The organism is Paenibacillus pasadenensis (assembly GCF_002864175.1).
Classification (GTDB): Bacteria; Bacillota; Bacilli; order Paenibacillales; family Paenibacillaceae; genus Paenibacillus_O; species Paenibacillus_O pasadenensis.
Genome location: NZ_NFEZ01000003.1, coordinates 32,121 through 58,354 on the forward strand (window position 1 = coordinate 32,121; position 26,234 = coordinate 58,354).

The following is a 26,234-nucleotide window of genomic DNA, read 5'->3' on the forward strand; positions in this document are numbered from 1 at the left end:
CTCCTTACTGGATGGTTTCGTTCGCGTAGGCGGTGATCTCGGCTCCTCCGGCGGCATTCCAGGCGTCGACAAATGCCCCGAACTGGCTCAGATCCTTCTTGCCGGTAATGAAGTCCGTCGAGTATTCCTTGTACAGATTGTTCATCGCATCCCAGTTCGCGACGAACTGCTCGGGGATGATGAAGGCGTTGTCCTCGGTGTAGAACGTCGACGCCAGCTCCAGCGACTTCGCTCCCGGCTCGCCGAGCAGCGGCGTCTGCAGCGGAATCTCCGACTTGATGTCGACCGGCTCCCAGAAGCGGGCGTACCAGTTGTTGTAGTAGTTCTCGTTCAGCTCGATCTTGCCGTCGACGACGGCGTAGTTCTCGCCCTCGTAGCCGAGGCGGTCGAGCATCTGCCCTTTCGGGCTCGCCAGATAATCGAATACCTGGAACGCCGCATCCTTATGGCTGGACTGCGAGGAGATCGCCAGGCCGCGGGATTCCTTGGTCACATCCGTAGCTCCGAAGCCTTGGCCGACGCCTTTGGCCGGCGGCAGCACGACGAGCTTGGCGCTCTCGCCGCCAAGATCCTGCATGCGGCCGTTGTACAGGTCGATGATCTTGCCCGCCGTGCCGGTGATGACGCCCGCTTCGCCCTTGTAGAAGGCGTCCTCCTTCGTATCCCACTGCTTGGTGATGAACTGCGGATCGAGCAGCCCTTCCTGGTACAGCTTGTGGTAGAAGGCCAGCTTCTCCTTCTCGCCCTCGGAAATCCGGGCGTATTCGAACGTGCCGTCGTCCTTCTTGATCCACGTCTGATCGAGGCCGAACGCCGCGTTGAAGATCGTATTGATCTCTGCGATGTCGCCTGCCGCCGTCAGCGCGTAATTCGGCTTGCCAGAGCCCGGCTTCTTCTCGACCAGCTCCTTGAAGAAGGCGTAGTAGTTGTCGACGGTCGGATTGTCCGTCAGCGCCTTGGAGCTGTCCAGCGCCTCGAACCAGTCGGCCCGCACGACCGGCACCTTCGGCGCCAGCGGCTTGATCCAGAGCAGGTACGGATAGCTGTCCATGCGCGTCTTGTTGTGCGGCTCCATGATGGTTTTGACATGCTCCGACTTTTCGATGTACGGGGTCAGGTCCTCGAGCAGGCCTTGGTCGGCCATCTGCTGGTCGCCGCCCTGGAAGTAGATGATGTCCGGGATCGTGCCGCCGAGCAGCAGCAGGTTCAGGTTCTCCGCGTAGCTGCCCTGGGCGAGGTCGACGAGCTCGAACTTGACGTTCAGCCCCTCGTCCTTGGCCAGCGCCTTTTCCAGCTCTCCGAAAAACTTGACCGAAGCCGCGTTCGCCGTGCCTTCGTCCTTGTAGACGATCTTGAGCGTCACCGGCTGCCCGCTGCCGTCCGGCGCGGCGCCGGCATTCCCTTCGTTGGCAGCGGGGCTGCCGGAGTTGGATGAGCAAGCCGTTACGGCGACAGCCAGCGCGGCCGTCCATGCGATCGTAGTCCATTTTTTCATGTGCGTGATCTCCCCTTATGGATGATGGCGTACGTCTTGCGGCGGGCAGCCTCCCTGCCTCGCCTGGCGGCCGGAGCTCTCCGGCTTCAGTCCTTGACCCCCCCTTCCAGAGCTCCCTTGGCGTAGTATTTGAGGATGAACGGATAGAGCACCAGCAGCGGCACGATGGCGATGATGATGGTGCCTGCCTGCAGGGAGGCGAAGTCGAACGGAATCGAGCTGTCGAACAGATTCTGGCTGCCGATCAGCGACGTGTTGTCCTTGCGGACGACGAACTGCCTCAGCACGACCTGCAGCGGCCACTTGGACGGCTCCGAAATATAAAGCGTCGCGCGGAAGTACTCGTTCCAGTGGTAGACGCCGTAGAACAGGCCGAGCGTCGCCAGTCCCGGCTTGGACAGCGGCATCATGATCCGGGAGTACATGCGGAAATGCCCCGCGCCGTCGATCCGCGCCGCCTCCAGGATCTCTTCCGGGATGTCCTGGAAGAAGCGCATGAGGATGAACAGATAGTACACGTTGACGGCCTTGTACAGAATCAGGGAGGTCAGCGTATTCATCAGGCCGAGATCCTTGACCAGCAGGTATTCGGGAATCATGCCCGGCTCGAACACCATGATGACGATCAGGAAGAACAGCACGGCCTTCTTCCCGACGAACTCGTTGCGGGCGAGCACATAGGCGGCCATCGACGTCAGCGCCAGATTAAGCGCCGTGCCCGCTATTGTGATCCAGACCGAGTTGAGGATGCCGCCCGTGATGAGCGGGTTCGAGAAGAGCAGCTCGTAGTTGATCGTAGAGAACCCTTTCGGGATCAGGTCCAGCCCGCTCATCAGATGCGCCTTGCCCGGCGCCGTGAAGGAGAGGGCAAGCAGGTTGAGCAGCGGCACGAGCACCGTCAAGGTGAAGGCGAACAGCAGCAGATAGATGGCCAGCTTGGATGTTTCCAGTCGTCTCACGCAGTTTCCCCCTCCTTTACCAGACGCCTTTGCCCGAGACGCGCTTCGAGACGAAGTGCGTGCCCAGGATGAGCACGATGCCGATGACTCCCTTGAACAGGCTGGCCGCCGTCGCGTAGGCGAACTGGCCGTTTCCGATGCCGATCCGGTAGACGTACGTGTCCAGGATGTCCACGACGCTGATGACCGACGCGTTCATGAAGTTGAACACCTGGTCGAAGCCGGCGTTCATGAAGAAGCCGAGGTTGAGGATGAAGACGGTTACAACAGTGCTGTAGAGATGGGGCAGCGTGATGAACCGCATCTGCTGCAGCCTCGTCGCTCCGTCGATCTTGGCCGCCTCGTACAGCCCCGGGCTGATCTTCATGATCGCGGCCAGATAGATGATGGAGTCCCAGCCCGCGCTGCGCCAGATTTCCGAGAAGACGAGCACCCAGCGGATATGCTCCTTGCTCGTCATGTAGTCGATGGACGGCAGCTGGAAAAAGCTCGCGAGCTGGTTCACCCCGCCGGTCGCCGGATTCAGCAGGCTGATCCAGATGCCGGCGATGACGACCCAGGACAGGAAATGCGGCAAGTACAGGACGGACTGCACGTACTTGCGGTACCTGGAGCTGCGCACTTCATTGATGAAGAGCGACAGCACGATCGGGATCGGAAAGACGAAGACGATCTTCATCAAGCTGATGATGATGGTGTTCTGGAGCACGCTGGCGAACGCCGGCGAGCTGAACAGCGTCTCGAAATGCTTCCAGCCGACCCAGACATGGTCGCCGAGGATGCGGTAATCCTGGAAGGCGAGCTTCATGCCGTACAGCGGGATGAGATGGAAAATGAAAAAGTAGAGCAGAGGCAGGGCCAGCATCGCATAGAGCACCCAGTCCTGCCGCAGCCGCTTCATGGCCTTCATGGGCTACACCTCCCGGTCGCAGTCGATCTCGAGCCGCATGAGCGGAGCATGCTGCTGGGCGCCGTAGACGTCCCGGTCTCCTGCGCTGCCGGAGGAGACCTCCCGGGACATCGTCACCTTGAAGCCGAGCGCCGGATCGAAAAAGACGAAATGACGGATCCGCTCCTCGGAAATTCCATACGCCTCGCTGACCGTTCGCGGAGTGACGGAGCCCGAGCCCTTCACCTGCTCGTAGCTCTCCCTGGAGTCGAAAAGGACATCCAGCGTGATCTCGAACGGACCCGAGTTTTTGCTGCGCAGCACTTTGGCCAGATCGCCCAGCTTGGTCATCGCTTCGCCCCTCCTCTGCGGTGCTCGATCGTGAATGCGTCCGGAGACGATTCCATCAAATGGTACACGGAAAACGCATAAACCGGTCCGAACTCGATATCGCTCGGCGCGAACGGAAACGCCAGGTTGCCGGCCGTCGACTTGCGCCCCTCGTAGCCGTAATGCAGAAACGTGGAGCGGACCGTCGCGCAGATGCTGCTGGCGAGCTCCTGCGTGCGGGCGACGACCTCGAACAGGACGCCGACCTCATGGCCCCGGAACGGCTCCGGCTCCTGGCTGCCGAGCACGCCGTTCATGCCGTAGTTGTAGAAGCGGATCGAGTAGTCGGTTTCCGGCACGTCCCGGTAATACTCTCTCGCTTGCGCGCGCACGAGCTCCTCGACCTCCTCCAGCTTGCCGAGCAGGATCGGATCGCGGATGCCGGCGACGACGAACGTCCGGTAGGCGGTCTGCCGCGCTCCTTCGAGCTTGACCGTATACGTCTCGGCCGGAACGAGCCTGCTGCCGCTGACCTTCACGACGCCCGTCTCCGCCTCCTCGAACCGGCAGTGCTCCAGATCGAGCATGAAGCCGGGCCCATGCAGCAGGTAAGGATGCTCCTTCTCGTAGAACGTGTGGGCGGCGACGCTCGTCTCGCTGCACTGCCGCTGCGGATTGAGCGACTCCACCGTGAAGCTGCCGTCGCCGATCGTCCCGAGGATGCTGTCCTTCGTCGTGCCCGGCTCGGCGCACAGCGCTCCGCACTCCAGAATCTTGCCCAGATGATAGGCGAGAGCCGGATCCTTGCCGTGCAGGATGCCGATCGCCGCGAACGGCGACGGGTCGTAGGCTCTCCCGCAGACGATGATGTCTGCGCCTGCGCGCAGCGCCTCGACGATCGGCTCATGTCCCATCTGGGCGACGATGCGGGGCGTGGCGGCGATCGCCTCCTCAGTCAGCGCAGGGATGTTCGGACTGAGCGGCGAGATCCGCCCCTCCGCGCTTGCCTGCCGCACGTCCTCTTGAGAGAAGTCTGCCCAAATGACGGCTATTTTTGCCTCCAGCTCCAATTCGGCCAGCAGCTCGTCGATGATCTCGAGCGTCCACTCCACATGCGTCCTCGCGCCGGAGCCTCCGGCCGAGCCGATCACGACCGGGATGCCGCGGCTCAGCCCGGCGGGAAGCATGAGGCCCAGGTCCTTCTTGACCGCCCGCTTGCTGACGATCGAGACGCCGGCGCCGAGCTTATGCGGGCCGCCGTCGGTGGAGCCGGCATCGACGACGATGCCGTGCGGATCCTTTTCCAATCCGTTCCTGAAGGACTTCTCCGGAAATCCATATCCCAGCATGCCGCAGGGCGACAGGATTCGAATGTCTGTGCTCATCTTAGGTCTCTCCTTCTTGTACAGCCAGGTTGGGTTGCGGCAGCGGCAGCCTTCCGCGCCGCCCGCCTGGAAGGGTGGGTAATTGGATGATCCAATTTGATGAAAGAAAAGGGGAGGCCCCCTTTCGTCCGGAGCGAGCCGGTCAGGCCGCATGTTCGATGGATCGTCCGTCGCCGCTCAGGGCTGGACGGCGTTTTTCTGGATGTTCTCCTTCACATGGCTCAAATGATGGAGCAGCGCCAGCCGCGCCTTGACCGGGTCGCGCTCCTTGATCGCCTGCAGGAGCAGCAGATGCTCCTCGTATACCTCGCTCTTGCGTCCGGGAATGGCGGCTGTCTTGCGGAGCGTCCGCTGCAGCAGGTCCATATGCAGCTCGATCATGTTGACCAGCACGACGTTGTGCGTCGCCTTGGCGATCGACAGGTGGAACGCCTGATCCGGCTTGGAGCGGTCGCCGTCCGCTCCGACCTCTCCCCATGTCTCGAAGGCCGCCTCGATCTCGGCGATATCCTCCGCCGTCGCCCGCTTCGCGGCAAGCTCCACGATGCCGGTCTCGAACAGCTCCCGCGCCTCGAGCAGCTCCATGATCGTCGCCCGCTCGATGTTGTCCAGGATGCGGGTCCGGTCCTCGGCGACGTCGAGCGCCTTGCTGAGGAAGCGTCCTCCGCCTGGACGGGCCTCGATCAGCCCCTCCCGCTCCAGGATGCGGAACGCTTCGCGCAGCGTGCCGCGGCTGATGCCGAACGATTGGGCCAGCTCGCGCTCGGTCGGCAGGAAATCTCCGGGAGCGAGATTGCCCTCTAGAATCAGGTTTTTGAGCTGCTCGATGACATCTTCATACACCCGATGATATTTGATTTTCTTGATCGTCATAAGTCGGTTTCGGTCCTCTCTATCCTGCAGTCTTTAAATTGGATCATCCAATTGACCACATGTAAAGGATACCTTCTCGGCTTTTGGTCTGTCAAGCGCTTTCAGAAGGTTTTTCGAAACAAAAAGGAGAAGGGAATCGCTCCCCTTCTCCTTCTTTGCGATCGGCACGAGCTCAGTCGCCCCGGAACGCCTTTTTCATCCGGTCGAAGATGCTCTCGTGATGCTCCTCGGAGCCTGCGCCCGCGCCGCCGCCGAAGCCGCCGAGCTGGCGCAGCAGCTCCTTCTGCTCGTCGGTGAGCGACGTCGGCGTGACGACGGTCACCTTGACGTGCTGGTCGCCGTTGCCGTAGCCGCGCAGCTTGGGCACGCCCTTGCCCTTGAGGCGGAAGTACGTGCCGGTCTGCGTGCCCGCCGGAATTTTGAGCTTGACCTTCTCCGTCAGCGTCGGGATCTCGATCTCGTCGCCGAGCGCCGCCTGCGCGAACGAGAGCGGCACCTCGCAGTAGATGTCGTCGTTCTCGCGGTCGAAGAACTCATGCGGCTTGACGCGCAGCACGATGTACAGGTCGCCGTTCGGACCTCCGCGCGTGCCGCCCTCGCCCTCGCCGTTCAGGCGGATCTGCGCGCCCTCGTCGACGCCCGCCGGGATGCGGACGGTGATCTTGCGCTGCTTCTTCACCTTGCCCGCGCCGTGGCAGGTCGAGCACTTGTCCTTGATGATCTTGCCCGTGCCGCTGCAGTTCGTGCAGGCGCGGCGGTTGACCATGCGTCCGAAAGGCGTGTTCTGCACGACTTCCTGCTGGCCGGTGCCGCGGCAGACGGAGCAGTTCTCCGGCTTGGTGCCCGGCTTGGCGCCGGAGCCGTGGCAGGTGTCGCAGTTCTCGGTGCGCGGAATCGTAATTTCCGTCTCCTTGCCGAATACCGCTTCCTTGAACTCGATCGTCATCGTATACTGCAGGTCGTTGCCGCGCTGCGGCGCGTTCGGATCGCGCCGTCCGCCGCCTCCGCCGAAGAACATGTCGAAGATGTCGCCGAAGCCGCCTCCGCCGCCGAACTGGTTCGGATCGACATGCCCGTACTGGTCGTACACGGCGCGCTTCTGATCGTCGCTCAAGGTGTCGTAGGCCTCCTTGACCTCCTTGAACTTCGTCTCCGCGTCGGCGCTTTTGTTGACGTCCGGATGGTACTGGCGCGCCAGCTTGCGGTAGGCTTTTTTGATCTCCTCCGCCGAGGCGTCCTTGCCGAGCTCCAGCACCTCGTAATAATCGCGCTTATCCGCCAATCCCTCTCACCCCCATGTAATGCCCGCTTGACATGCAACAACCGCCCTCTCCCTCCTGACGCCCCGGCGCTCAAAGCCGGGGCGCTGCTCGGAAAAAGGCGGAGCCGCTTGGTGAAGCTATGAAGCTATCGTACCTTTTTTATTTCTTGTCGTCCACGACTTCGTAGTCGGCGTCGACGACGTTGTCGCGTCCGGCCGCGCCGCCTTGGGCCGCGCCGGCATCGGCGCCCGGAGCGCCCTGCTCCGCTTGCGCCGCCTGCTCATAGAGCTTGACGGACAGCTGCTGCACGATCTCGGTCAGCTCGTCGGTCGCTTTTTTGATCGCGTCCAGATCCTCGCCGCCGACGACCGCCTGCAGCGCTTCCTTGGCTTTGTTGGCCTTGTCGATCTCGCCGGCGTCGACCTTGTCGCCCAGATCCTTGATCGTCTTGTCGACGGAGTAGATCAGCTGGTCGGCATTGTTCTTCGCCTCGACGAGCTCCTTGCGCTTGCGGTCTTCCTCGGCGTTGAGCTCGGCGTCCTTCATCATGCGCTCGACTTCCTCGTCGCTGAGGCCGCTCGAGGACGTGATCGTGATCTTCTGGCTCTTGCCCGTGCCCTTGTCGAGCGCGCTGACGTTGACGATGCCGTTGGCGTCGATGTCGAACGTGACCTCGATCTGCGGCACGCCGCGCGGAGCCGGCGGGATGTCGCCGAGCATGAAGCGTCCGAGCGTCTTGTTGCCGGCGGCCATGGCGCGCTCGCCCTGCAGGACGTGGATCTCGACGCTCGTCTGGTTGTCGGCGTACGTGGAGTACACCTGGGACTTGCTCGTCGGGATCGTCGTGTTGCGCTCGATCATCTTGGTGAATACGCCGCCCGCCGTCTCGATGCCGAGCGACAGCGGAGTGACGTCGAGCAGGACGACGTCCTTCACGTCGCCGGTCAGGACGCCCGCCTGGACCGCCGCGCCGAGGGCGACGACTTCGTCCGGGTTCACGCCTTTATGCGGCTCTTTGCCGATCAGCTTCTTGATCGCTTCCTGGACGGCCGGGATGCGGGTGGAGCCGCCGACGAGGACGACCTTGTCGATCTCGCTGGCCGACAGGCCGGAATCGCTCAGCGCCTGGCGCGTCGGAGCGAGCGTGCGCTCCACGAGCGGCGCGGCCAGCTCCTCGAATTTGGCGCGGGTCAGGTTCAGCTCCAAGTGCTGCGGCACGCCGTCGACCATCGTGATGAACGGCAGGCTGATCGTCGTCGTCAGGACGCCGGACAGCTCTTTCTTCGCCTTTTCGGCCGCGTCCTTCAGACGCTGCACGGCCGCCTTGTCCTTGGACAGGTCGGAGCCATGCTCCTTTTTGAACTCGGCTACGATGTGGTCGATGATGACCTGGTCGAAGTCGTCGCCGCCGAGACGGTTGTCGCCGCTCGTCGCCTTGACCTCGAAGAAGCCGTCGCCAAGCTCGAGGATGGACACGTCGAACGTGCCGCCGCCGAGGTCATAGACGAGGATCGTCTGGTCCTCGGACTTTTCGAGGCCGTAGGCCAGCGCCGCGGCCGTCGGCTCGTTGACGATGCGCAGCACCTCGAGGCCGGCGATCTTGCCGGCGTCCTTGGTCGCCTGGCGTTGGGAGTCGTTGAAGTAGGCCGGCACGGTGATGACCGCTTGCGTCACCGGTTGGCCGAGGTACGCTTCCGCATCGGATTTGAGCTTTTGCAGGATGATGGCGGAAATTTCTTGCGGCGTGAAGTCCTTGCCGTCGATCGTTTCTTTGTGGCTCGTGCCCATATGGCGCTTGATCGAGATGATCGTGCGGTCCGGGTTCGTGATCGCCTGGCGCTTCGCCGTCTCGCCGACGATGCGCTCGCCGTCCTTCTTGAAGCCGACGACGGACGGCGTCGTGCGGTTGCCTTCCGGATTCGGAATGACGACCGCCTCACCGCCCTCCATGACCGCTACGCAGGAGTTGGTCGTTCCAAGGTCGATGCCGATTACTTTGCTCATCGTAAAATATCCTCCCTTATATCCATTGCGGATCGAATTCGTTACGGGTCGATCCAAGTATACCCGCTTTATCTTAAAGGCAGATTAAGGCCGTCCTAGCCGCTTACCTTGACCATGGCCGGACGAAGCACCTTGTCCTTGAGCATGAAGCCCTTCTGGAGCTCCTCCACGACGATGCCTTCCTCATGCTCGTCGGACTCCACGGTCATGACCGCCTGATGGAATTCCGGATTGAACGGCTGCCCGACCGCTTCCATCGGCTTCAGCCCTTCCTGCTCGAGCACGCCCTGCAGCTGCCGGAAGATCATGTCCACGCCCTTGGCGAGCGATTCCGCATCGCCTCCGCCGGCCGCGGCGGCGATCGCCCGGTCGAAGTTGTCGACGATCGGCAGCAGCTGCGTCAGCAGCTTCGCCGAGGCGTACTGGCCCAGCTCTTCCTTTTCCTTGGCCGTGCGGCGGCGGAAATTGTCATAGTCGGCCTGGACGCGCAGCAGCCGCTGCTGATGCTCCTCCGCCTGGCGAGCCAGCTCCGCATAGCGGGAATCCTCTTCCGGCGCTTGCCCGGCCTCCTCCGCCGCCTGCGGCTCGGCCTCGATCGGCTCGCCGCCAGCGGCCGCGGCCGCCTGCTCCGCCGTCTCTTGATCGGCGTCCAGAATGTCCTCTGCGCTTGTCTGTTCATCTATCGTATTCTTCTTGGAATCCAAGCATGCTCACCTCCCGTAAATGGTTCCATAACGCGGCTGAATCTATGTAGGGGCCGCGAAGCCCCTTGCCTGCGCGCCGCGTCCAAGCCTGGACGGCGTTCGTCAGCGCTCCGTCCGCAGGCTGCTCAGGCTGCGCCCGAACTCGCCGAGCAGGCCGACGACGCGCCCGTAATCCATCCTCGTCGGGCCGAGGATGCCGATCGTGCCCATCTGCTCGCCATCGATCGTGAACGAAGCCGTAATGAGGCTGCAGCTCGCGATCGCGGCGTGGTCGTTCTCCGTGCCGATCCGCACCGACAGCCCCTGCGGCAGCGAGGAGAACAGGCGCAGCAGCGTCGGCGTCTCCTCCAGCAGCCCGAAGATCGTCTTGACCTTGTCGACATCCTTGAACTCCGGCTGAGCGAGGATGCGGGCCGTGCCGGACAGGTACAGCCGGCTGTCGTCCTCCGAGCGGACGGCCTGCTCGATCAGCTTGAGCAGCCCTTCGCATTGATCCGCATAGCGGCCCATTTCCTCGCCCGCCGCCGAGAAGAGCCGGGACTTCAGGCGGGTGAGCGGCGTCCCGCTCAGCCGCTCGTTGAGGAAGCGCACCGCCTGCTCGATGTCATCCATGTCCAGATCCGGCGGGATCGTCACCGTGCGGTTCTCGACGTGGCCGGTATTGGTCACGACGATCGCCACCGCCTTGTCGCCCCCGAGCGGCACGAGCTGGAACTGCTTGAGCGCCTGATTGACCGAGTCCGGACCGAGCACGATCGACGTGTAGTTCGTCAGGTTGGAGATGATCATCGCCGCCTGCTGGATCGCCTGCTCCGCCTCCATCATGCGGCTGGCGACGAACGAGCGGATCGCCTGCAGCTCGCTCTTGGTGACCGCCTCGCGCCTCATCAGATGATCGACATAATACCGGTAGCCTTGAATGGAAGGAATGCGTCCAGCCGACGTATGCGGCTGCTCCAGGAATCCCAGCTCCTCTAGATCCGCCATCTCGTTGCGGATCGTCGCCGGGCTGAAGGCCACGTCGCCCCGCTTCGAAATGCTCCGGGAGCCTACAGGCTCGGCGGAACGGATATAATCGTCGATGATCACGCCTAAGATCAGCTGCTGCCTTTCAGTCAACATCCGTACCATCCTCCCTCTGCATGCCTCCGGATTCCCAAAATCCGAGGCGGACGAGTGATTAGCACTCCACTCTATCGAGTGCTAACATTCATAACCAAAATACCAAACCTGGCGGAGCGTTGTCAAGTGAGGCGGAGGCCGAAAAAAAAGGGAAAGGCGGCTCTCGGAAGAGCCGCCTTTCCCGGGGCATTCGCCTCGAAAACCGCCTTAAAGCTTGACCAGCCTCCACTTCTGGGCGCCGGTGCCGTTGTCCGTCCACAGCTGCACGTTCGTGCCGTCGGCGGTGCCCGAGCTGGAGACGTCGAGCGCCTTGCCGCTGTTCACATTGATCAGCTTGAAGCTGCCGTCCGCATTGGCGGTAATCCGCCATTTCTGGGCAGCCGAGCCGTTCTGGTTCGCGATCTGCACGTTCGTTCCGTCCGCCGTGCCCGCTCCCGCCGCGTCCAGCGCCTTGTTGCTCGCAGGATTGATCAGCGTAAAGCTGCCGTCGGCCTGGGCAAAAGCCTGCCAGCGCTGGGCGCCGGTGCCGTTGTCCGTGTAGATCTGCACGTTCGCGCCGTCGGCCGTGCTCGCCGCGTAGACGTCGAGCGCTTTGTTGCTGTTCACGTTGATCAGTTTGTAGACGGCGCCGCTTTCGACCGGAGCCGACGGCGACGAGCCCTGCGAGTAGACCCGCACGTAGTCGACCGTCATCGTCTGCGGGAACACGGTCGAGGCGTTCGGATAGCCGGGCCAGTTGCCGCCGACGGCCAAGTTCAGGATCATGAAGAACGAATGGTCGAATACCCACGTCTGTCCCGCCCCGAGCTGGCTTTTATTGAACGTGTGGAACAGGTTGCCGTCGACGTACCAGCGGATCTGGGTCGGCTCCCACTCGACGGAGAAGGTATGGAAGGAATCCGAGAAGCTGCCGCTCGGGAGCGTGTACGACTTGCTGATGCCGCCCGCGCCGGAGTAGCCCGGTCCGTGCACCGTGCCGTATACCGTCCGCGTATCATGGCCGAGGTATTCCATGATGTCCAGCTCGCCGGCGCCGGGCCAGCCCGCCTGGTCGAGGTTGCTGCCGAGCATCCAGAACGCCGGCCAGATGCCTTGGCCGTAAGGCAGCTTGATGCGCGCCTCGAACTTGCCGTACGCCTGGTTGAACTTGCCCTTGGTCAGCAGGCGCGCGGACGTATAGGCGCTGCCGTTGTAATTTTCCTTGATCGCCTTAATGACGAGATTGCCGCTGCCGTCCAGATAGGAATTGTCCCTCCGGTTCGTATAGTTTTGCAGCTCGTTGTTGCCCCAGCCGCCCGCGCCGAGGTCATAGCCCCACTTGCCGCCGTCCGGCGCGGAGCCGGAGGCGCCGTTGAACTCATCGCTCCACGTTAGGTTCCACACGGGCGCGGCCTCGGCTTTGGGCATTCCGGCCGGCCGGCCGCCCGCCAGCAGCAGCAGGGCGGCCAGAGAGAATAGGACGAGCGTTCTCCACTTCACGCAATCATTCCTCCTTTGTTTTTAAAGCGCTTCCATAATCATCGAACCGTCGTCTCCAGCTCCTCCTCTCGTCTCGGCATGCTTGGCTGGTGAAGCTCCCTTAGTATGCTCCTGCCCCAATATGAAGTAAATTCCCCTTTTTTTAGGTGGAGTTGCGGAATTTCGGGTCGCAAAAAAAAGCCCGTCCTCGATCGGCAGGCGGGCTGGATTTCAACGCTTCATATATAGCGGATGACCGCGATCTCGTCGCAGGCATGCTGCTTCGGGCAGTTCACGCAGTCCGTCCATACCTTCTCGGGGAAGATCTCCTTGTTCACGACGGAAAATCCGTTGCGCTCGAAGAAGCGGACCTCGTAGGTGAGCGCCATGATTTTGGGAATGCCCTGGGCCTGAGCCTGCTCGATCAGCTTGGCGACAAGCTTGCTGCCGATGCCTGCGCCCTTATGGCCTTCGCTGATGCCGAGCGAGCGGATCTCGACGAGATCCTGGCCGAGCCGGGTCAGCGATCCGCAGCCGACGACCGCGCCGGCGATCTCGGCGATGACGAACGTGCCGATCTGGCGGAGAAGCACGTCCTTGGACCGTGGCAGCATGATCCCCTTTTCCGCATAGCCTTGGATGAGCTCAAAAAGCGTATCGACATCCTCCGGCTTGGCGGCGCGGCATACGGCTTCCTGTACGAGCATACTCTTCTCCTCCTTCCGTCGTCATCTTTGCAATATGAATAAATATACAGCAAAGCGAATGAATGCTCAAGAGAAAAAAACGCGCCGCCGATGTATACTGGAAAAAAAGAGGAGGTGCCTGTTCCCATGACCGAACCGTACGCAGCGGACGCCCGCGAGCTGGGCGCCCGCATGCTTGAAGATGCCCGCAGCGTGTTCCGCAGCCAGAAGAAGCTCGGCGACCGGGCTCTCGCGCAGGCAGGCGAAGAGGCGCTGTTCGCCGTCCCGGCGCCGGAGTCGAACTCGATCGCCGTCATCGTCCGGCATCTGTCCGGCAATATGAAGTCCCGCTGGACGGACTTCCTCACGACCGACGGCGAAAAGCCGTGGCGCGACCGCGACGGAGAGTTCGAGCTGCCGCCCGAAACGACCGCCGCCGAGGTGATCCGCTGGTGGGAGGACGGCTGGCGCATCGTATTCGAGACGTTGGACGGGCTGCGGCCGGAGGATCTCCTGCGCACGGTCACGATCCGCAGCGAGCCGCATCTCGTGCTGCAGACGATCCAGCGCCAGCTTTCCCATTACGGCTACCATGTCGGGCAGATCGTGCAGCTGGCCAAAGCCTCGCGCGCGGCAAGCTGGCAGTCGCTGAGCATACCGCGGAACGAGTCTCGGGCGTTCAACCGGAGGCTTGGACATGAGGCCGGCGATGCGGAAAAATAAGCGCTTCTGGGCCGCCGCCCTCCTGATCGCCAGCAGCTGTCTGCTGTTTTTCCAGCTCCTTGTCTTCATTGACATGTGGATCGACTACAATGTGCCGAAGACCGGCGCGATCGGGAACGGCCCCCCGAAAATGACCGCGATGGATGGGATGCTCCTCGGCACCAGGGCCCTCGTCATCCTCGCAGGCTTCGTCCTTTCGCTGCGCAATTTCACCAAGACGCTTCGCGAAGACTCGGCGGAGCCGAATGCCTCCGACGCCGCGAACGGCGATCGCGGCTCGTCCTAAGGCCCCTTCCCGGAACGCGAAGCGCCCAGTCCTTTGTCGAGACAAAGGGCTGGGCGCTTTCTGGATTCTGGACGATGAAGCGTCGGCGGGCTCTACGAGATCAGGTCCACCGCTTTTTGCGACACGTATACTTTCGAGCCGTTGTACACGACGACGCCGTCAAGCGTGATCTTGCCGCCGTTCAGCAGCGCCTGGTTTTTGTAGAAAGGCAGCTCCAGCTTCTGGCCGTTTTTCGTGACGACGAGGCTCGCAGCCTTGATTTCGGTTTTGGCTCCTTTGGCCGCGAAGGCCGCCTGGGCTTCGACGAACAGCTGCTTCGTCGTCTGGCCGAGGTCAAGGCCGAGCACGCGGGCGATGTACTTGGCGACGTCGGTATTGTCGATGACGCCGCTCGGACGGTCGCCGTTCGGCGCGTAGGCGTACAGCACGACGTCGCCGCCCGTATGGCCGCCCGTCGTCCAGCCGATGCCGGAACGGCTGCTGATGATCGGGCCGACGGCATAGTTCATCGAGCCCGGCTTCGCCTCGCGGATCGACTTCACTTCCTCGCTCGTCAGATCCGTGATGCCGAGGTAGGTCTTTGCCGCCTCCTTGATGTTGGAGCGGGAGGCGTTCAGCTTGGACTCGAACCCTTCGCCGGTCACCTTCGCTTTTTTGAGCGGGCCGATGAACGCGGACAGCGGCTCCTCGTCGTACGAGCCGGTCGTCGCCGCGTTGCCGATCGTCAGGCCGCCGTTGCCGTGGTCGGTCACCGCTACGACCGCGGTCTGCCCGTCCCGCTTGGCGAAGCCGAGCGCGGCCTCTACCGCCTTGTCGAAGGCGAGCACGTCGCTGACGACGCCGACCGGATCGTTCGCATGCGCGGCCCAGTCGACCTTGCTGCCCTCGACCATCAGGAAGAAGCCGTCCTTGTCCTTCGACAGCACCTCGATCGCCTTGCTCGTCATCTCGGCGAGGCTCGGCTGCTTGGACGGATCGCGGTCCAGGTCATAATCGAGCGCCTTGCTGCCGAACATGCCCCACAGCTTGTCCGACTTGGACGCCTTCAGCGCGGCCGGGGTCGTCACATAGTCGTAGCCGAGCGCCTTGATCGACGCGAGCAGGTTGTTGCCGTCCTTGCGTCCGGCCGACGTCAGGAAGCTGCTGCCGCTGCCGAGCACGACGTCGATGCCGTTGTACACCTGCTGCATGCTGAGCGCGTCATAGTTTTTCCGGTCCGGATAGTGCGCGGAAAAATCGGCAGGAGTCGCATGCATGAACTCCGAGGTCGCGATGATGCCGGTCGCTTTGCCGGCCCGCTTGGACGCCTCCAGCACGGATGCGACCGGACGGCGCTCCTCGCCCTTCGCGATCGCAGCCTGTCCCGGCATCGTCGCCTTGTCCGGCAGCACGCCGACGAATCCGGTATGCGATTTGAAGCCGGTCGCAAACGCCGTTCCAGCCGGCGCCGAGTCGGCGATCGGAGCGTCGGCCGAATGCGTCCGCACCATGCCAGTCGCGAGCGCGTCCAGCGCCAGCGAGGAGCCCTTGTAGTACCTTGCGAGCGCCGTCGCCTCGTTCGCCATGCCGTCCGGGATAAGCAGGATGACGTTTTTAATGTCCGCCCCCGCCGTTTCCGCCGCCGTTCCTGGCGCGACGGAGGCGCCGTCTGCCGCAAACGCCGCCATGCTTCCCGTGCCGACCAGCGCCGCCGCGACGGCCGTGCCCATCATTCGTTTCGTCCAAAGCCTGCTCGTTTTCAAATCGTTAACCCCTCTCCATCGTTCGTTTCTTTGTCATCCTAAAGGAGAACCGTTAGCGTTTTGTAAACTTCGGCCTCGAATCCGATCAAATGAACTTAAATAAATCGTAAATAATACTATCTTAGTCATGAACCATATACCGCTAAAAGAACGCAAAAGGAGCGCTTCCGCAGCCGATGCTGCCAGAAGCGCTCCTTTTTCGGGACGGACGAGGCACGCCGCCAGAGGGCGACGCGGCTCGCCTTCGCCCTTTACTTCCGCTCGAACGAGGCCTTCCATTGCTCCTCGAGCCAGCCGTCGAACTCGGCTCCCTTGTCGCCTTCGAGCACGTCATACACGTCCAGCCTCATCTTCTTCAGCTTTTCCTTGAAGTCGGCGAAGCTATGTCCGTCGGCCAGGCTCTTGCGCACGCGCACGACGATCTTGTCCAGTCCCTTGACCGGGACGGAGCCTTTGCGGACCGGCGCCTGCGCCGGCTCGCCGAGCGAGACGAGGCCGCGGTAGGCCGCCTCGCGCACCGGATGCACCGGATCGTCTGCCAGCAGGCGGCGCAGGATGGCGGCGGACTGCGGCGCCTTGAGGGCGGCCAGCTCGGACGCCGCCTGCTGGCGCGCCCTCCAGTCGGAGGTGCGGCTGGCGGCGCGCTTGAGCTCGACGACCGGATCGACGGCTTCCGGCTCTGCCGGATCGGCTTTGATTTGGTTCGGTTTCGTTTTCAAGGAATTCAATCCCCTTCGCTTCTAAGAATGAATCGCATCGTCCAGGACGCCGATGAACGCCCCGAACACTTCGTTGCCGAGCAGCACGCCTTGCGGCGACAGCCGGTAGCCCTGGCCCGGACGCAGCGGCGTGCCTCCCGGCAGGCTGCCGTGCTCTCCGTCCTCCAGACGGAGCAGCAGCCCGCCCTCCACCAGCGGCCGCAGCTGCGCTCCGAACACGCCCTCGATCGTCCGTCCCGGGAACTGCCGCTCGAAGTCGGCTCCGCGCACGCCGTCCAGCAGGCGCAGGCCGACCATCATGAAGTCCTCCATCGCCTCGGCCTCGGACACCGTCTCCCCCGACAGGCGGGGCAGGCGCTCCAGCGCGGCGTCGATGTACGGCTGCACGCCCTTGATGTTGACGTGGCGATGGCGCTCCAAGTAGCCGTGCGCCCCCGCGCCGAGCCCGTAGTAAGGCTCGTTGCGCCAGTAGGTCGAGTTATGCCGGCTCTCGAAGCCGGGCTTCGCGAAGTTGCTGATCTCGTAATGCTCGTAGCCGGCTCCCTGGAGGCGGCCGATGAGATGCAGGTACATCTCCAGATCCTCGTCCTCGGTCGGCAGCGGCAGCTGGTTTTTCTCGTAGAGATGATGGAACAGCGTGTTCTCCTCGACCTTGAGGCTGTACAGCGAGTAGTGCGGCAGGTCGAGCGCGAGCGCCTTGTCCACGCTGTCGGACAGCAGCTCGACCGTTTGGCCCGGCAGGCCGAACATGAGGTCGATGGACAGGTTGCCGAAGCCCGCCGCCCGCGCGTTGTCCAGGCTGCGGTACACGTCGTCGACGTCATGGATGCGGCCGATCCGCTGCAGCAGGCCGTTGTCGAACGACTGCACGCCGAAGCTCAGCCGGTTGACGCCGCCGGCGAACATGACCGCCAGCTTGTCGGGATCGGTCGTGCCGGGATTGGCCTCCATCGTGAATTCCGTGCCCTCGTGCAGCGGCCAGAGCCGGCGCACCGAGGCGAGGAAGCGTTCCATCTGGGGCGGCGTCAGCACCGTCGGCGTGCCGCCACCGACGAATACGGTGTCGATGCGCTCCGCCGGCGTCGCCGACAGCGTCCGCTCCATCTCGCGCTCCAGCGCGGTCAGATAATCGTCGACCGGCTGGCCTTTGAGGATGTAGGAGTTGAAGTCGCAGTAATGGCACTTGTTCGTGCAGAACGGGATATGGATGTAAAGCGCTCTGGGCGCGTGATGCAGCATAGGTGTTCCCTCCTCGGCGGAGCCGCGCGGACCAGGGCGTGCTTGCAGACATGCCCTAGCCGCGGATGCCCCGTAAAACGGCGCAAGAGGAGAGCGGCCGCTCTCCTCCGTCCGGTTCGGAACCGCGCGGCCGCGAGGGCCGCCGGCTCCGACTCAATCCTCGTCGATCTTGAGCACGGCCATGAACGCCTCTTGCGGAACCTCGACGTTGCCGACCTGCTTCATCCGCTTCTTGCCTTCCTTTTGCTTCTCGAGCAGCTTGCGCTTGCGGCTGATGTCGCCGCCGTAGCACTTGGCGAGGACGTTTTTGCGCATCGCCTTGACCGTCTCGCGGGCGATGACCTTCTGGCCGATCGACGCCTGCACCGGCACCTCGAACATCTGGCGCGGGATGAGCTCCTTGAGCTTCTCGCAGATGATCCGTCCGCGCTGGTAGGCGCGGTCGCGGTGCACGATGACCGACAGCGCGTCGACCGTCTCGCCGTTCAGCATGATGTCCATCTTGACCAGCTTGGACTGGCGGTAGCCGCTCAGCTCGTAGTCGAACGAGGCGTAGCCCTTGGTGCTCGACTTGAGCTGGTCGAAGAAGTCGTAGACGATCTCCGACAGCGGGATCTGGTACGTGATCGTGACGCGGTTCGTGTCCAGATACTCCATGTTGACGAACTCGCCGCGCTTGTTCTGGCACAGCTCCATCACCGTGCCGACATAATCGTTGGGCACGATGACGGCCGCCTTGACGTACGGCTCCTCGACATGCTCGATCTTGCCGACCTCCGGGTAGTTAGACGGGTTGTCGATGTGGAGCACCTCGCCGCTCGTCAGCGTCACCGTGTAGATGACGCTCGGAGCGGTCGTGATGAGGTCGATGTTGAACTCGCGCTCGATCCGCTCCTGGATGACGTCCATGTGCAGCAGGCCGAGGAAGCCGCAGCGGAAGCCGAAGCCGAGCGCCGTCGACGACTCCGGCTCGAACGTCAGCGAGGCGTCGTTGAGCTGCAGCTTCTCGAGCGCCTCGCGCAGGTCGTTGTACTCCGTGTTGTCGATCGGATATAGGCCGCAGTAGACCATCGGGTTGATCTTGCGATAGCCCGGCAGCGGCTCCGGCGCCTGGCGCTTGGCCTCGGTGACGGTATCGCCGACGCGGGTGTCCTTGACGTTCTTGATGCCCGCGACGACGAAGCCGACGTCGCCGACGGCGAGCTCGTCCACGATCGTCATGCGCGGCTTGAACGCGCCGACCTCGATGACCTCGAACTCGGCGCCCGTCGCCATGAAGCGGATCTTCTTGCCGGCCTTGATGCTCCCGTCGACGACCCGCACGTAGACGATGACGCCCTTGTAAGGATCGTAGTGGGAGTCGAAAATGAGCGCCTTGAGCGGCTCGTCCGGATCGCCGGTCGGGGCCGGCACCTTGAGCACGACCTGCTCGAGGATCTCCTTGATGCCGATGCCGGCCTTGGCCGACGCCAGCACGGCGTCGCTCGCGTCGAGGCCAATCACGTCCTCGACCTCCTGCTTGACGCGCTCCGGCTCCGCGCTCGGCAGGTCGATCTTGTTGATGACCGGCAAGATCTCGAGGTTGTTGTCCAGCGCCAGATAGACGTTAGCCAGCGTCTGCGCCTCGATGCCCTGGGCGGCGTCGACGACGAGCAACGCGCCCTCGCAGGCGGCGAGGCTGCGCGACACCTCATAGGTGAAGTCGACGTGTCCCGGCGTATCGATCAGGTTGAGGATGTACTCCTCGCCGTCGTCGGCCTTGTAGCTCAGGCGGACGGCCTGCAGCTTGATCGTGATGCCGCGCTCCCGCTCCAGCTCCATCTGATCGAGCACCTGGGACTGCATTTCACGGGAAGTGAGCGCGCCGGTATACTCCAGGATCCGGTCGGCCAGCGTGGACTTTCCGTGGTCGATATGCGCGATAATGGAAAAGTTCCGTATCTTCTTTTGGCGGTCGCGTACGTCTGCCATGCTTTGTGATCCACACCCCTCAATAGGTCTAACCTTTATTATACCTTTTCAGAGAATGAGGGGCAATGAAAACGGCGGGGGCGGCCGCACGCGCCTACTGCGTCATCGAGTCGAACAGCGTCACGAGGAAGCGGATGCCCGAGCTCGACACGCTCTGCAGCACGCCGGCCGTGCCGTCGGCCAGCCGGTTGACGCCTGTCTCGCCCTGCGGATCCGCGATGCCCGGCAGGCGCGAGCCGTCCTCGCTCTGCCGCCGATCCCGCTGCGTCTGCGCCAGCGCCGGCGCGGCCGCCGATTCCTCGTCGCCGAGAAAAGCTCCCGCCTCCGGCACCGCGGCCGCGGCCTCGATGCCGTATTTTTTCTGCAGCCGCTTCAGCTCGGCCTCGTACTCCAGCTGCTTGAGCTTGGCCTGCTGCAGCTCCAGCTCCCGGACCGCCTGCGCGTAGCGCCCGATCTCGGCCGGCTCGCTGCCCTCGACGGGGCCGTAGACGCGGCCGATGCCGGCCGACGTCATCTCCATCCCGAACATCAGCACCGCCGCGAGCGCGGCGCCGACGATCGTCCATTTCAGCGGTCCTTTTTTCATGCCGGACGCCCTCCTTCATCGATTTGCTCTTATTTCGCTCAAGCCTTCTGGTCGTTGAAATACAGGTCGGCGATGACCTCCGCGAGCGCGTCCGCCGTCCGGTAGCATTCCTCCAGCGTATTGTCGACGCCGCCGATCTCGATCAGGATGCTCTGGCCCGACAGCGACTGGTTGTACTCGCCGTTGCCCGATTTGCTCGTCTTGCCGAGGATGCCCCGCGACAGGCCGGGATAATCCTTTTCGAGCCGCTCGTGGATCGACTCGGCGAACGCCATGTTGCGCTCCCAGTCCGGATTGCCTTTGCCGATGACGAAAAACACCTTGGCGTAATCCTGACCGCCGATCGACTTCGTCGTGATCTTGCGCTTCTGCGAGTCGCGATGGATGTCGAAGAACAGCTTCAGCTGCCCGTTCTCGCTCATCGCCTGCTGCACCGTCTTCTTGGAGTACTTGTAGCTCAGCTCCCAGCGGTAGCCGGCGACGGCCGTCGGGTAGTCCGTCGTGTCGTGCAGCGTGCCGATGCCGCGCTTCTCCAGCTGCTCCGCCAGCCGCGAGCCGACCTGGCCGACGTTGATCTTGGCCGACTGCGGGTCGCTCACGCCGCCGCCGAGCTCCGGCGCGTACGATTCGCGGGCATGCGTATGGTAAATGAACACCAGGTTCTTGCTCGACGCCGTCTCGCCGGCGGACGGCTGCTGCTCTCCTCCGCCCTGCGGAGCCGGCTCGACTGCTCCCCCGGGCATCTCCCTGACCGGACCGACGCCCGGCTCGTCCTCTCCGTCCAGCACGCCCGGGTCGTGGGCGTCCATATCGTCGGCCTCTTCGCCGGCCGACCCGTCCGCCGGCGCTCCGCCGTCCGGCGAAGGGACCGGGCTCGCCGGCGGCTCCATGCCCGGCATGCCGGCGGCCAGCAGGCTGCGCGGATCGGCCGGGTTGACCTCCGTCAGCGTCTCGGCCGCCGCTTGCGCCAGCTCGCGGTCGGAGAAGCTGCCCTGCGCCGGACTATGGTAGACGGGAATCTCCATTCCCAGCATGTCCGCAAAAAAGGCGGTTGAAACCGTCGACGCCAGCCCTTGCAGCGAGGCCGCCCCCCGCTGCTCCCGCACCATCGCGAGCGCTCCGATCAGCATGAACGCGACCATCGAGCAAAGGCTGATCGCCACGAACGTCCTCCCTGCGGTGAGCAGCCGCCTCAGCCGCAGGCTTGCGTCTTCCTTGCCTGTTCCCATCCGAATCATGCTTGTCCCCTCCTGATGCCGATATGGCCTTTCCCTCTTGCGCTCCGCCGAATCTAGCAACTGCTATCTACTCTATGAACAGGGGGAGGAAGGTAGAACCGCGGACCGGGATCGGACCCGAAAGCGCAAAAAAGCCCGCCTCTTAAAGAGGCGGGCGAAGGCGGGAACGATGTCTTACTGGGCGACCATGCCGCCGTCGACCGTATAGAGCGAGGCGGTCACGAACGACGCTTCGTCCGACAGCAGGAAGTTCATGACGGCCGCCACTTCCTGCGGCTCGCCGTAACGGCCGAGCGGCGTGAGCGACTCGTTGGCCGTCTTGAACGCGTCCGGCGTCCCGGAGTTGGCTTCGATCTTGCGCATCATGGCCGTGTTGATCGTGCCCGGCAGCACCGCGTTCACGCGGACGCCGCTCGGGGCGGCCTCGTTGGCGGCGACGCGGGTCAGGCCGATGACGGCATGCTTGGACATGATGTAAGGAGACATGCCCGGCGCGCCCATCAGGCCGGCGAGCGAGGAGGTGTTCAGGATCGCTCCGGACTGCTGGCGCTTCATGACCGGAAGCACATGCTGCAGGCCGAGGAAGACGCCGCGCACGTTCACCCGGTAGACCAGGTCGAGCGCGTCGACGCTCTGCTCCTCGATCAGCCCCATCGGGCCCTCTATGCCGGCGTTGTTGGCGAAATAGTCGATCCGTCCGAACTTGTCCAGGGCGGCTTGGACGTAGCCCTTCACCTCGTCCTCGACGGAGACGTCCGCCGCGACGGCAAGCGAGTTCGTCTCGTTCAGGCCGAGCTCCTCGGCGACGGCGAGCACCGCTTCGCGCTTCAGATCGACGAGCACCAGATTCACGCCCCGCTCGGCCATCCGGCGGGCCAGCTCCTTGCCGATGCCTCCGGCTGCTCCGGTAATGATGGCGGTTTTGGCTTCGGTTGTCATTGTCGATGCACTCCTTTATTCTGTATGCTGTCGCTCCCGGACGGCGGCCGCAGCGTTCGGAAGCGCTTCATGATGCTGCTGCCCCTTCAGTGTACGCCCCTCTTCCGAGGGCCGCAATGAGCAGCGGACCGCTCGCTGTCCGGTAGGCGACAGCGGCGGCCGAGCTGTCGGCCGGAGCGGCGAAATTGGACATTCCAGGCGATAATGTCGCATCCGCCGCGAGTGAAAAGAGCGGAAACCCTGCAAACTAACGGAGCAGAAAGGAGCCCGGATGCGAATGGAAGACAGGCTGGACCGAAGATCAAGGAGGACGCGGGAAGCGCTGCAGCAAGCCTATGTGCGGCTTCTGCGCGAGAAGAAGGCGTCGGCGGTGACGATCCAGGACATCGCGGAAGCCGCCGACTACAACCGCGGCACGTTTTACAACCACTACGCCGGCAAGGAGGAGCTGCTGGCGGAGATCCGCAGCGAGTTCCTGCGCCGGTTCTCCGAGCTGCTGCTCGCGCCCTATCCGGACCGCAGCGGCGTGGAGGCGGCGGAAATCTACCCGTCGAGCCTGATGCTGTTCGAGCATGTCGAGCGCAGCCGGGAAACCTTCCTCGCGCTGCTCGGCACGGATGCCGGCCTGCCCGAGGCGATGACCCGCGTGCTGAGAGAGTCGATGCGGCGCGACCTGCGGCTCACGCTCGAAGGCGATCCCGCCGAGGTCGATCAGGACTTTATGCTGCACTACCGGGCTTCCGCCACGATCGGGACGCTGCTGTACTGGGCCGAGACCGGGTTCAAGTTCTCGGCCTCCTACATGGCGCGCCAGCTCATGCTGCAGCTCAACCACCGGCTCGATTATATCGCGTTCAATGAAAAGGCGAGGCCCGAATAAGCCTCGCCTGACGCCGTGGGTCAATGCGTATAGGCCGCCACGTTGGAGCTGTCGACCGCCTCGTGCAGGGCAGCGTTCAGGCCGCTCGCGATGACGTTGGCGATATCCTCGATGAACTGGTCGATCTCCTTGGGCGTCACGAGCAGGTCATGCTTGAGCGGGGAGAGCACCTCCTTGACGAGCGCGAGCCGCTCCTGCTCGGCGAGCTGGTCGACGAGGCCCATGATCTGGCTCGTATCGCCCTGCTCCTTGCGAAAATGCTCCTTCATCATGTCGATGGCGCTGTTGACGAGCGTGGACGCGTACACGACCGTCGGAACGCCGATCGCCACGACGGGCACGCCGAGAATGTCCTTCGTTAGTCCCTTGCGCTTGTTGCCGATGCCGGAGCCGGGGTGGATGCCCGTGTCGGCGATCTGGATCGTCGTGTTCACCCGCTCGAGCGAGCGCGAGGCGAGCGCGTCGATGGCGATGATGACGTCCGGCTTCGTCTTTTCAATGATGCCCTGCACGATCTCGCTCGACTCGATGCCGGTGATGCCGAGCACTCCCGGCGCTACCGCGCTGACGGCGCGGTAGCCCGGCGCGACCTGATCGGGCATCAGCTCGAAAAACTGCCGCGTCACCATCGTGTTCTCGACGACGAGCGGGCCGAGCGCATCCGGCGTCACATTCCAGTTGCCGAGCCCGACGATGAGCACGCTGGCGTTCGCCGGCACCGCGAGCTGCTGCAGGAAGCGCTCGAACTCCTGCGCGAAGCGCGTCGCCACCTTGTCGCCGAGCTCCGAGTCATGCGTGCGCAGCTCCGGCACTTCGAACGTGACGTATTTGCCGATCACTTTGCCGATCGCCTGCGAGCCCGCCTCGTTCTGCACCTCCAGGCGCGTGACCTTGATGCCGTCCGCTTCCGCCGTCTCCATCAGCACGCCGGGAACCGGGCTTCCCGCTTCCTCGGCCATTTCCTTCGCTTCCAGCGCCAGATCCGTATGGACGGCATATTGGCTCAAATCGACATCATGGGTCATGCGAACAGCTCCTCTGCCCGTTTTGTCCCTAGTGTGCGAAGCGGCCTCCGATCTTATGCGGAAGCGGTTCCCTCATCCTTCCTATATGGTTGCAATTTGGGCAGGCCCATGATAAGATACTTTAAGTTGTGTTGCAGTACGGGGCCTGTACCCCTTGTAGGAGGTGAATCACAAGTGCCAAACATTAAATCCGCCATCAAACGCGTGAAAACGAGCGAGAAACGCCGCGCTCTGAACGCTTCCCAAAAATCCGCGCTTCGCACGGCTGTCAAGTCGGCTGATGTCGCTATCGCCGGTACCGATGCAGAAGCAGCGAAGGCTGCCCTGATCGTGGCTTCCAAGAAGCTGGACAAAGCCGTTACCAAAGGCCTGATCCATAAAAATGCCGCAGCCCGTAAAAAATCCCGCCTGGCCAAGAAGCTGAACGCCCTTACGGCTCAAGCTTAATCGCCGCCAATGCGGAAAGCCCCGCTCCTCCCGGAGCGGGGCTTTTTTTGATGCCTTCCCAGGCAAGCCGCCGGCGGCCGGCTCGCGCGCTCAAGGCTGCGGCACCGCGGCCGGCTGCGCTCCCATCGACAGGAAGAACAGCTGCAGGCCAAGCTCTTTGTCCACCTGGCCGGTCTTCATCCGGTAGTCCAACTCCGCAAGCGCGGCTAGATGCCGGCCGAGCACGGCCGTGTCGTAGCGGCGCGCCTTTTCGGCCGCAAGCTTGACGGCATAAGGATGCAGCCCGAGCTGCCCGGCCATCTGCTGCGGCGAGTAGCGGTGGCGCTCCAGCTCCTTGATCTGCAGCATGATGCGCAGCTGGCGGGCGACGAGCGCCGCGATGCGGATCGGCTCCTCCTTGCGCAGCAGCAGCTCGCGGTATAGCGCGAGCGTGCGGTCCATGCGCCGCTCCAGCGCCGCGTCGACGAGCGCGAACGCATCCTCCTCGACCGTCGCCGCCGTCAAGCGGGCGACGTCGTCCTTGGTCACGGCGCCGCCCTCGCCGGCGTACAGGCAGAGCTTGTCGACCTCCTGCGCGAGCGCCTGCATGCCGGTGCCGAGCCGCGCGACGAGCAGCTGCGCCGCTTCCTCGTCGAGCGAGCGCTTCTGATCGGCCGCGCGCCGGACCGCCCAGGACGCCAGCTCTCCCTCGCTCAGCTCGGGAAAAGCGACGATCAGGTTGCGCTCCTTGAGCAGCTTCACGATCTTGCGGCGCTCGTCGAGCTTGTCCGCCTGCACGAGAAACAGGATGACGCTCGTCTCGGACGGCTGCTCCATATAGCTCAGGAACCGCTCGGCCTTATGCTCGAGCTTGCCGTTTTCCTTGGCGGCCGCGCACAGCACCGCTCCGTCGCGCACGACGATCAGCTTGCGCGGCACGAAAAAGGGCGGCGTCTGCGCCTCCGCCACGATTTCCTCCAGCGCCGTCTCCGCCGTATCGAAGCGGACCATGCCGAGCTCCCTTTCGTCCGGCGCCAGCAGCTTGTCCGCGAGCATGGAGGCGAACTGCCCCATGCGGTACCGGTCCTTGCCGAACGCCGCGTAAACCGGCGCGATCCGGCCCGCCTTGATGTCTTTCCCTACGTCCTTCGCATGCATGCCGTCCCCTCCTAGCCTGTCGTCCCATCATAGGACAGATCGCGTCGACCGGCAAGCGGCCGCATGACAAAAGGCGCTGCCTGCATGTCGCAGGGCAGCGCCTTTTGGAGCACGATCGGACCATCTATATAAACA

The 26,234-nt window shown here is 63.4% G+C and carries 25 protein-coding genes; 4 read left to right on the plus strand and 21 right to left on the minus strand.

Annotation, left to right across the window (positions count from 1 at the left end):
* Positions 1-4: 4 nt before the first annotated feature.
* The 12 genes from B8V81_RS03975 to B8V81_RS04030 all read right to left on the minus strand — a co-directional run bounded on the left by B8V81_RS03975 (position 5) and on the right by B8V81_RS04030 (position 13,188).
* Complete coding sequence (locus B8V81_RS03975; protein ID WP_101807788.1) at positions 5-1,495, minus strand: extracellular solute-binding protein; 1,491 nt, start codon at positions 1,493-1,495, stop codon at positions 5-7.
* An 86-nt stretch (positions 1,496-1,581) separates the two neighbouring features.
* Positions 1,582-2,454, minus strand: coding sequence for a carbohydrate ABC transporter permease (locus B8V81_RS03980; RefSeq protein ID WP_028597092.1), 873 nt, complete (start codon positions 2,452-2,454; stop codon positions 1,582-1,584).
* A 16-nt stretch (positions 2,455-2,470) separates the two neighbouring features.
* Positions 2,471-3,364, minus strand: a complete 894-nt coding sequence (locus tag B8V81_RS03985; RefSeq protein WP_028597093.1) for an ABC transporter permease — start codon at positions 3,362-3,364, stop codon at positions 2,471-2,473.
* A 3-nt stretch (positions 3,365-3,367) separates the two neighbouring features.
* Complete coding sequence (locus tag B8V81_RS03990) at positions 3,368-3,694, minus strand: DUF4387 domain-containing protein (RefSeq protein ID WP_101807789.1); 327 nt, start codon at positions 3,692-3,694, stop codon at positions 3,368-3,370.
* Positions 3,691-5,058, minus strand: a complete 1,368-nt coding sequence (locus B8V81_RS03995; RefSeq protein WP_101807790.1) for an acyclic terpene utilization AtuA family protein — start codon at positions 5,056-5,058, stop codon at positions 3,691-3,693. The genes B8V81_RS03990 and B8V81_RS03995 overlap by 4 nt, the downstream gene beginning before the upstream one ends.
* A 177-nt stretch (positions 5,059-5,235) precedes the next feature.
* Positions 5,236-5,931, minus strand: coding sequence for a FadR/GntR family transcriptional regulator (locus tag B8V81_RS04000; protein ID WP_028597096.1), 696 nt, complete (start codon positions 5,929-5,931; stop codon positions 5,236-5,238).
* Between the two features lie 172 nt (positions 5,932-6,103).
* Positions 6,104-7,213 carry a molecular chaperone DnaJ gene (dnaJ, locus tag B8V81_RS04005; RefSeq protein WP_101807791.1) on the minus strand — a complete coding sequence of 370 codons (1,110 nt, stop codon included), beginning with the start codon at positions 7,211-7,213 and terminating at the stop codon, positions 6,104-6,106.
* Positions 7,214-7,352: 139 nt separating this feature from the next.
* Positions 7,353-9,197 carry a molecular chaperone DnaK gene (dnaK, locus tag B8V81_RS04010; RefSeq protein WP_028597098.1) on the minus strand — a complete coding sequence of 615 codons (1,845 nt, stop codon included), beginning with the start codon at positions 9,195-9,197 and terminating at the stop codon, positions 7,353-7,355.
* Between the two features lie 95 nt (positions 9,198-9,292).
* Complete coding sequence (gene grpE / locus B8V81_RS04015) at positions 9,293-9,901, minus strand: nucleotide exchange factor GrpE (protein ID WP_228551572.1); 609 nt, start codon at positions 9,899-9,901, stop codon at positions 9,293-9,295.
* Positions 9,902-10,003: 102 nt separating this feature from the next.
* Positions 10,004-11,023: a heat-inducible transcriptional repressor HrcA gene (hrcA, locus tag B8V81_RS04020; protein WP_101807792.1), complete on the minus strand. Its 1,020-nt coding sequence runs from the start codon at positions 11,021-11,023 to the stop codon at positions 10,004-10,006.
* A gap of 207 nt (positions 11,024-11,230) precedes the next feature.
* The gene (locus tag B8V81_RS04025; RefSeq protein ID WP_228551574.1) at positions 11,231-12,502 is read right to left on the minus strand and encodes an RICIN domain-containing protein; all 1,272 of its coding nucleotides are present in this window, start codon (positions 12,500-12,502) and stop codon (positions 11,231-11,233) included.
* 218 nt (positions 12,503-12,720) lie between these two features.
* The gene (locus B8V81_RS04030; RefSeq protein ID WP_028597102.1) at positions 12,721-13,188 is read right to left on the minus strand and encodes an N-acetyltransferase; all 468 of its coding nucleotides are present in this window, start codon (positions 13,186-13,188) and stop codon (positions 12,721-12,723) included.
* Between the two features lie 126 nt (positions 13,189-13,314).
* Here B8V81_RS04030 and B8V81_RS04035 point away from each other — a divergent pair, with 126 nt between their 5' ends.
* Complete coding sequence (locus tag B8V81_RS04035; protein WP_101807793.1) at positions 13,315-13,890, plus strand: DUF1572 family protein; 576 nt, start codon at positions 13,315-13,317, stop codon at positions 13,888-13,890.
* Positions 13,865-14,176: a hypothetical protein gene (locus B8V81_RS04040; protein WP_028597103.1), complete on the plus strand. Its 312-nt coding sequence runs from the start codon at positions 13,865-13,867 to the stop codon at positions 14,174-14,176. The genes B8V81_RS04035 and B8V81_RS04040 overlap by 26 nt, the downstream gene beginning before the upstream one ends.
* A gap of 92 nt (positions 14,177-14,268) precedes the next feature.
* Here B8V81_RS04040 and B8V81_RS04045 read toward each other — a convergent pair whose 3' ends face one another.
* From B8V81_RS04045 to B8V81_RS04075, 7 genes are all read right to left on the minus strand, one after another.
* Positions 14,269-15,843, minus strand: coding sequence for an alkaline phosphatase (locus B8V81_RS04045; RefSeq protein WP_416362107.1), 1,575 nt, complete (start codon positions 15,841-15,843; stop codon positions 14,269-14,271).
* Positions 15,844-16,169: 326 nt separating this feature from the next.
* On the minus strand, positions 16,170-16,637 hold the full coding sequence (locus B8V81_RS04050; RefSeq protein ID WP_228551576.1) for a HEAT repeat domain-containing protein: 468 nt from the start codon (positions 16,635-16,637) through the stop codon (positions 16,170-16,172).
* Between the two features lie 21 nt (positions 16,638-16,658).
* Positions 16,659-17,876, minus strand: coding sequence for a radical SAM family heme chaperone HemW (gene hemW / locus B8V81_RS04055; protein WP_101807795.1), 1,218 nt, complete (start codon positions 17,874-17,876; stop codon positions 16,659-16,661).
* 153 nt (positions 17,877-18,029) lie between these two features.
* Positions 18,030-19,847 (minus strand): translation elongation factor 4, encoded by a 1,818-nt coding sequence (gene lepA, locus B8V81_RS04060; RefSeq protein ID WP_028597107.1) that lies wholly within the window; start codon positions 19,845-19,847, stop codon positions 18,030-18,032.
* 94 nt (positions 19,848-19,941) lie between these two features.
* Positions 19,942-20,433: a hypothetical protein gene (locus tag B8V81_RS04065; protein ID WP_028597108.1), complete on the minus strand. Its 492-nt coding sequence runs from the start codon at positions 20,431-20,433 to the stop codon at positions 19,942-19,944.
* Between the two features lie 38 nt (positions 20,434-20,471).
* Positions 20,472-21,671: a stage II sporulation protein P gene (locus B8V81_RS04070; protein ID WP_101807796.1), complete on the minus strand. Its 1,200-nt coding sequence runs from the start codon at positions 21,669-21,671 to the stop codon at positions 20,472-20,474.
* Positions 21,672-21,845: 174 nt separating this feature from the next.
* On the minus strand, positions 21,846-22,610 hold the full coding sequence (locus B8V81_RS04075; RefSeq protein WP_028597110.1) for an SDR family NAD(P)-dependent oxidoreductase: 765 nt from the start codon (positions 22,608-22,610) through the stop codon (positions 21,846-21,848).
* A 277-nt stretch (positions 22,611-22,887) separates the two neighbouring features.
* On the opposite strand from B8V81_RS04075, the gene B8V81_RS04080 reads away from it, so the two are divergent.
* On the plus strand, positions 22,888-23,490 hold the full coding sequence (locus tag B8V81_RS04080) for a TetR/AcrR family transcriptional regulator (protein ID WP_028597111.1): 603 nt from the start codon (positions 22,888-22,890) through the stop codon (positions 23,488-23,490).
* Positions 23,491-23,510: 20 nt separating this feature from the next.
* Here B8V81_RS04080 and gpr read toward each other — a convergent pair whose 3' ends face one another.
* Entirely contained in the window at positions 23,511-24,515 is a 1,005-nt protein-coding gene (gene gpr, locus B8V81_RS04085; protein ID WP_028597112.1) for a GPR endopeptidase, read from the minus strand.
* A 174-nt stretch (positions 24,516-24,689) separates the two neighbouring features.
* On the opposite strand from gpr, the gene rpsT reads away from it, so the two are divergent.
* Positions 24,690-24,962 carry a 30S ribosomal protein S20 gene (gene rpsT, locus B8V81_RS04090; protein WP_028597113.1) on the plus strand — a complete coding sequence of 91 codons (273 nt, stop codon included), beginning with the start codon at positions 24,690-24,692 and terminating at the stop codon, positions 24,960-24,962.
* A gap of 90 nt (positions 24,963-25,052) precedes the next feature.
* On the opposite strand, the gene holA is transcribed toward rpsT, so the two are convergent.
* On the minus strand, positions 25,053-26,099 hold the full coding sequence (gene holA, locus B8V81_RS04095; RefSeq protein ID WP_101807797.1) for a DNA polymerase III subunit delta: 1,047 nt from the start codon (positions 26,097-26,099) through the stop codon (positions 25,053-25,055).
* Between the last annotated feature and the right edge of the window lie 135 nt (positions 26,100-26,234).

Coding starts and splice junctions, on each gene's coding strand:
- B8V81_RS03975 (WP_101807788.1), bottom strand. CDS start 1,495: ATGAAAAAATGGACTACGATCGCATGGACGGCCGCGCTGGCTGTCGCC.
- B8V81_RS03985 (WP_028597093.1), bottom strand. CDS start 3,364: ATGAAGGCCATGAAGCGGCTGCGGCAGGACTGGGTGCTCTATGCGATG.
- B8V81_RS03990 (WP_101807789.1), bottom strand. CDS start 3,694: ATGACCAAGCTGGGCGATCTGGCCAAAGTGCTGCGCAGCAAAAACTCG.
- B8V81_RS03995 (WP_101807790.1), bottom strand. CDS start 5,058: ATGAGCACAGACATTCGAATCCTGTCGCCCTGCGGCATGCTGGGATAT.
- B8V81_RS04000 (WP_028597096.1), bottom strand. CDS start 5,931: ATGACGATCAAGAAAATCAAATATCATCGGGTGTATGAAGATGTCATC.
- dnaK (WP_028597098.1), bottom strand. CDS start 9,197: ATGAGCAAAGTAATCGGCATCGACCTTGGAACGACCAACTCCTGCGTA.
- hrcA (WP_101807792.1), bottom strand. CDS start 11,023: ATGTTGACTGAAAGGCAGCAGCTGATCTTAGGCGTGATCATCGACGAT.
- B8V81_RS04030 (WP_028597102.1), bottom strand. CDS start 13,188: ATGCTCGTACAGGAAGCCGTATGCCGCGCCGCCAAGCCGGAGGATGTC.
- B8V81_RS04035 (WP_101807793.1), top strand. CDS start 13,315: ATGACCGAACCGTACGCAGCGGACGCCCGCGAGCTGGGCGCCCGCATG.
- B8V81_RS04040 (WP_028597103.1), top strand. CDS start 13,865: ATGAGGCCGGCGATGCGGAAAAATAAGCGCTTCTGGGCCGCCGCCCTC.
- B8V81_RS04045 (WP_416362107.1), bottom strand. CDS start 15,843: ATGGCGGCGTTTGCGGCAGACGGCGCCTCCGTCGCGCCAGGAACGGCG.
- hemW (WP_101807795.1), bottom strand. CDS start 17,876: ATGCTGCATCACGCGCCCAGAGCGCTTTACATCCATATCCCGTTCTGC.
- lepA (WP_028597107.1), bottom strand. CDS start 19,847: ATGGCAGACGTACGCGACCGCCAAAAGAAGATACGGAACTTTTCCATT.
- B8V81_RS04065 (WP_028597108.1), bottom strand. CDS start 20,433: ATGAAAAAAGGACCGCTGAAATGGACGATCGTCGGCGCCGCGCTCGCG.
- B8V81_RS04070 (WP_101807796.1), bottom strand. CDS start 21,671: ATGATTCGGATGGGAACAGGCAAGGAAGACGCAAGCCTGCGGCTGAGG.
- B8V81_RS04075 (WP_028597110.1), bottom strand. CDS start 22,610: ATGACAACCGAAGCCAAAACCGCCATCATTACCGGAGCAGCCGGAGGC.
- B8V81_RS04080 (WP_028597111.1), top strand. CDS start 22,888: ATGGAAGACAGGCTGGACCGAAGATCAAGGAGGACGCGGGAAGCGCTG.
- gpr (WP_028597112.1), bottom strand. CDS start 24,515: ATGACCCATGATGTCGATTTGAGCCAATATGCCGTCCATACGGATCTG.
- holA (WP_101807797.1), bottom strand. CDS start 26,099: ATGCATGCGAAGGACGTAGGGAAAGACATCAAGGCGGGCCGGATCGCG.